We start from the raw sequence: 2,919 nt of genomic DNA, 5'->3' as shown, positions 1-2,919 counted from the left end.
CGATCGCGTGACGGGACGCACGCGCCGGGTGAAGGTCCGCCCCCGGCCCGGCTGCGCCTGCGACCCGGATGCGCTCGGCTGGGCGTTCTGACGGGGCGGCGCCGCCGGCGGAACGGGGTGCGGGCCAGCGACTCAGGCCGTCGGGGTGCCGTGCAGCAGCTCGAGCAGCTCCGGTCCGTGCTTCTCCAGCTTGGCCTTGCCGAGGCCGGGCACCTTCAGGAGCTCTGCCGGGGTCCTCGGCATGGCCTCGGCGATGGCCACGAGGGTGGCGTCCGTGAACACCACGAACGCGGGCATCCGCATCTCGGCGGCCGTGCGGGTGCGCCAGTCGCGCAGCTCCTCGAGCACGGCCTCGTCGTAGGTGGCGGGGCAGTCCAGGCAGCGGCCGACCTTGCGCTCCGCTCCCGTCTCGAGGGGCTTGCCGCATGTGCGGCACACGGCGACCTTCGCGCCCCGGCGCCGCGGCGCCGTCGGGCCGTCCGCGGATCCGCGGGCCGGGGCGTGCTCGCGGGTGCCGCCGAGGGTCGGGTCGATGGCCCACAGGAACCGGGAGGGCCGCCGGGTGGAGCGCCCGCCCGTGCCCCGCGAGAGCGTCCACGTCAGCGACAGGTGCTGGCGGGCACGCGTGATCCCCACGTAGAGCAGGCGCCGTTCCTCGTCCACCTCGGCCTGGGTCTCCGCGAAGGAGATCGGCATGAGCCCCTCGGACAGGCCCACGAGGAACACCGCGTCCCACTCGAGGCCCTTGGCGGAGTGCAGCGAGGCCAGGGTGATGCCCTGCACCGTCGGCGCGTGCTGGTGCTGGGCGCGCTCGTCGAGCTCGGCCACGAGCTCGGTCAGCGTGAACTCGGCCCCGCGCGTCGTGGCGAGCTGGTCGGCGAGGTTGACGAGGGCGTGCAGGGACTCCCACCGTTCACGGGCCGCGCCGGTGGCCGACGGCGGTTCGGCGGAGTAGCCGAGCGAGGAGAGCACGTCCCGCACCCGGTCCGTGACGTCGTCGCCCGTCAGGTCCTGGGCCGCGCGGGCGGCGGCCCGCAGCTGCAGGATGCCGTCGCGCACCTCGCGCCGGGAGAAGAACCGCTCGCCGCCGCGCAGCTGGTAGCCGATGCCCGCTGAGGACAGCGCCGTCTCGAAGGCCTGGGACTGGCCGTTGGTGCGGAACAGGACGGCGATCTCGGAGGCGGGCACGCCATCGTCGATCAGCGCCGCGATCCGGTCGGCGACCCAGCCGGCCTCGGCCTCGTCGTCGGTGCACTCCGCGAACACGAGGTCGGGGCCGGCCGGCCGCTGGGAGACGAGCTCGAGGGGGTCGGGCCAGCGCGGCATCGTGCGGTCCCGCTCCCCCGCCTTGGTGCGGTCCGCCAGCAGGCGGTTGGCCGCCTCCACGATCTGCGGGCTGGACCGGTAGTCACGCACGAGACGGACCACCGTGGCCGCGGGATACCGCTCACGGAAGTCGGTGAGGAAGCGGGAGGTCGCGCCCGTGAACGAGTAGATCGTCTGAGAGGCGTCGCCGACGACGCACAGGTCGCCGCGGTCGCCGAGCCAGAGGTCGAGCAGGCGGTGCTGCAGCGGCGAGACGTCCTGGTACTCGTCCACCACGAACACGCGGTACTGGTCCCGGATCGTGGCCGCGATCTGCGGCTCGGTGGACAGGATCCCCACGAGGATCAGCAGCACGTCCTCGAAGTCGATCATGTTCCGGGCTGTCTTGGCCTCCTCGTAGCCGGTGTAGAGACGGGCGACGGTGGTGGCGGTCCAGCCGGCGGGCATCTCCCGCTCCTTCGCGGCCTCGGCGTAGCCCTCGGGGGCGTGCAGGGAGACCTTGGCCCATTCGATCTCGCCGGCGAGGTCGCGCAGGCCGGCCCGGTCCACGGTCATGCGCATGCGCTGGGCGACCTCCGTGAGCAGGCGCACCTTGTTCTCGATCAGCGAGGGCATGGGCCCGCCCACGGCCTGGGGCCAGAAGTACTGCAGCTGGCGCAGGGCCGCCGAGTGGAACGTGCGGGCCTGGACGCCGGCCACGCCGAGGTCGCGCAGGCGGGTGCGCATCTCCGCGGCGGCGCGCGCCGTGAAGGTCAGGGCGAGGGTGCGGTGCGGGTCGAAGACGCCGGAGGCCACGCCGTAGGCGATGCGGTGCGTGATGGCGCGGGTCTTGCCGGTGCCGGCGCCGGCCAGGATGCAGACGGGCCCGTGCAGGGCCGTGGCGGCCCGGCGCTGCTCCGGGTCGAGGCCGCGGAGGATCTCGTCGGGAGTGCTCATGCGGGACGAGTCCTCCTAGGTGATCAGGGTCTGCGCATCGGGCAGCATCCCACCGTACCAATCCTCGATGAGCGCCCGCGCGATGGACACGGCCCCGGGCAGGGTGACGTCGCCCTCGCGGGCCAGATGCGCGAGCTCCTTCCGCTCGAACCAGCGCACGGAGAGGATCTCCTCGCCGTCCGGAACCGGCTCGACGCCGGCCGGGGCCAGGGCGGTGAACCCGAGCATGAGCGAGCGCGGGAACGGCCACGGCTGGGAGCCGCGGTAGCGCGGGTGCGTCACCGTGATCCCGGACTCCTCCGCGATCTCCCGGACCACCGCGTGCTCCAGGGACTCCCCCGGCTCCACGAACCCGGCCAGGCAGGAGTACAGCCCCTCGGGCCACGCCGCGTTGCGGCCCAACAGGATCCGCCCGGCCGGGTCGGTGACGGCCACGATCACCGCCGGGTCCGTGCGCGGGAACTGCTCCCGGGAGCAGTCGCGGCAGCGACGCACCCAGCCGGCCGCCTCGACGTCCGTGACGCCGCCGCAGAACGCGCAGAAGCGGTGGGTGGCGTGCCAGTTGGCGTTCGCGACGGCGGCCACGAACAGCCCGGTGTCCGCGTCGCTGAGGGCGGCGGCCGCATCGCGGAGGCCGACCCACACGGCGTCGGCGAG

The 2,919-nt window shown here is 74.0% G+C and carries 2 protein-coding genes; both read right to left on the bottom strand.

The window, feature by feature from the left end; genetic code table 11:
* Positions 1-132: 132 nt before the first annotated feature.
* Entirely contained in the window at positions 133-2,262 is a 2,130-nt protein-coding gene (locus HMPREF3105_RS11230; RefSeq protein WP_036314350.1) for an ATP-dependent DNA helicase UvrD2, read from the bottom strand.
* Between the two features lie 15 nt (positions 2,263-2,277).
* The coding region (gene nudC, locus HMPREF3105_RS11225) for an NAD(+) diphosphatase (protein ID WP_141762524.1) at positions 2,278-2,919 on the bottom strand (642 nt) is incomplete at its 5' end.

The organism is Micrococcus sp. HMSC31B01, from assembly GCF_001816085.1.
Taxonomy (GTDB): domain Bacteria; phylum Actinomycetota; class Actinomycetes; order Actinomycetales; family Micrococcaceae; genus Micrococcus; species Micrococcus luteus.
Note: the sequence above shows the minus strand (reverse complement) of the source record. Positions and strands in the feature narration are given on the sequence as shown.

Excerpts from the sequence above, each read along its gene's own strand:
- HMPREF3105_RS11230 (WP_036314350.1), bottom strand. The coding sequence starts at position 2,262 with ATGAGCACTCCCGACGAGATCCTCCGCGGCCTCGACCCGGAGCAGCGC.